The 2,149-nt window shown below is 70.7% G+C and carries 1 protein-coding gene; it reads right to left on the bottom strand.

Features of this window, described 5'->3' with window-relative positions; translation table 11 throughout:
- Positions 1–2,149: condensation domain-containing protein (locus ABZ845_RS31860; RefSeq protein ID WP_360987011.1), on the bottom strand; the 2,149-nt coding region annotated here is incomplete at both ends.

The raw sequence follows: 2,149 nt of genomic DNA, 5'->3' as shown, positions 1-2,149 counted from the left end.
ACAACTCATGCACCAACAGCTCCGGCAGCTCCACCGCCGTCCGGTTCCACCCCTCCAGCACCAACTCCCGCTCACCCTCGGTCAACACCTCCACCGAGCTCAGCGGCAGCGTCACGTCCTGCGCCAGCTGCTCCAGCACGCGCGCGAACCGCCGTGCGATGCCACGGACCGTCGTGTCCTCGAACAGGTCGACCGGCGCGGTCACCGTGCCACGCACACCCCTTGGCACGCCCTGCTCGTCGAAGACCTCACCGACCATCACGTCCAAGTCGAACTTGGCTGCCAGCCGGGCCGACGAGAGTGATTCGACCTCGATGCCGGGCAGCATCACGATCGGCCCGGTCTCGTTCTGCACGGGCGAGACCGTGTTCACCTTGGTCAGCACCACCTGGAACAGCGGGTGCCTGACCAGCGAACGGGTCGGCGCCAGCTCCTCCACCAGCCGCTCGAAGGGCACGTCCTGATGCGCCAGCGCGCCCTGTCCTGCCACCCGGACGCGCTCCAGCACCTCGGCGAAGGTGGGGTCGCCGGACAGGTCGGTGCGGATCACCAGGGTGTTGACGAAGAAGCCGACCAGGTCGTCCAGCGCCTCGTCGGTACGGCCGGCCACCGCCGAGCCGATCGGGATGTCCTGACCGGCACCCAGGCGGGACAGCAGCACCGCCAGCGCTGTGTGCAGCAGCATGAACATCGTCACGCCATGGGCTTGCGCCAACTCGGCAAGCTGCGCGTGCAGTTCGGCCGACACCTCGAACCCGCTGGTGTGTCCCCGGTGGCTCGCCACGGCGGGGCGCGCACGGTCGAACGGAAGCTCCAGCTCTTCCGGGGATCCGTCCAACGCCTGGCGCCAGTAGTCGATCTGCTGGGCCATGAGGCTCTGCGGGTCGTCCTCGGACCCGAGCAGCTCGCGCTGCCACAGCGCATAGTCGGCGTACTGCACGGGCAGGGATGCCCACTGCGGCTCCCGGCCCTGGCACCGCGCCGCGTAGGCCGTCGAGATGTCCCGGGTCAGCGGCTCCATCGACCAGCCGTCGCCCGCGATGTGGTGGACCACCAGGACCAGCACGTGCTCGTCGGGACCGGCGGTGAGCAGCCAAGCCTTCACCGGCACCTCGGCGGACAGGTCGAAGGCGTGCCCCGTCGTCCGCGCCACCGCCGCGGCCAGCTCTTCGGGTCCGTCGTCCGGCGTCCGCGGGGCTACCGGCAGTGAGGCGAAGTCCAGCAGCCGCTCGGCCGTCTCCGCCGTCCTCACCACCTCGATCAGCGGCAGTTCCCAGTCCACCTCGGCCAGGTCGAGCACCCGCTGGTACGGCTCGCCGTCCTGCGCGGGGAAAACCGTACGCAGTGCCTCGTGCCGCTGGATGACGTCCCGCAGCGCACCGGCGAGGGCTTCGCGGTCCAGCTCTCCGGACAGGCCCATCACCAGCGGCGCGTTGTAGGTCGAGCTCGGCCCCTCGAGCTGACCGAGGAACCACAGGCGGCGCTGGGCGAACGACAGTGGCACCCGCTCGGGCCGTTCGCCGGCCATCAGGGCCGTACGTGCCGCGCCCGCTCCAGCGAGCTGGGCGGCGAGCCCGGCGACAGTGGGGGCCTCGAAGACGTCGGCGATCCGTACCTCGACGCCGAGCAGCGCGCGCACCCGGCTCACCAGTCGCGTCGCGAGGAGTGAGTGTCCGCCCAGCTGGAAGAAGTCGTCGTCGACGCCGACGCTGTCCAGTCCGAGAACCTGCGCGAACGCCTGGCACAGGAGTTCCTCCTGCACCGTGGCAGGCGCCCTGCCGTCACCGGTGGTGTACTGCGGGGCGGGCAGGGCCTTGCGGTCCAGCTTGCCGTTGACGGTCAGCGGCAGCGCGTCCAGCACCACCACGGCCGCCGGGACGAGGTGGCCGGGCAGCAGATCAGCGGCGAACTCCCGTACAAGAAGGGACAGTTCCCGCTTGAGCTGACCGTCGGTGGGCACCGCGTAGGCGACCAGTCGGACCTCGCCCGGCACGTCCTCGCGTGCGACCACCGCGACCTGGCCCACACCCGCGCAAGCCGACAGCGCGGCGGCGACCTCGCCGGGTTCGATACGGAAACCGCGGATCTTCACCTGCTCGTCCGCCCGCCCCGCGAACACCAACTGCCCCTCACCCGTCCACTTCACCCG

Origin of the sequence: Streptomyces sp. NPDC047022, assembly GCF_040644155.1 — a bacterium.
GTDB lineage: Bacteria > Actinomycetota > Actinomycetes > Streptomycetales > Streptomycetaceae > Streptomyces.
The sequence above is the reverse complement of the archived record's forward strand: the minus strand, read 5'-3'. Positions and strand labels throughout refer to the sequence as shown.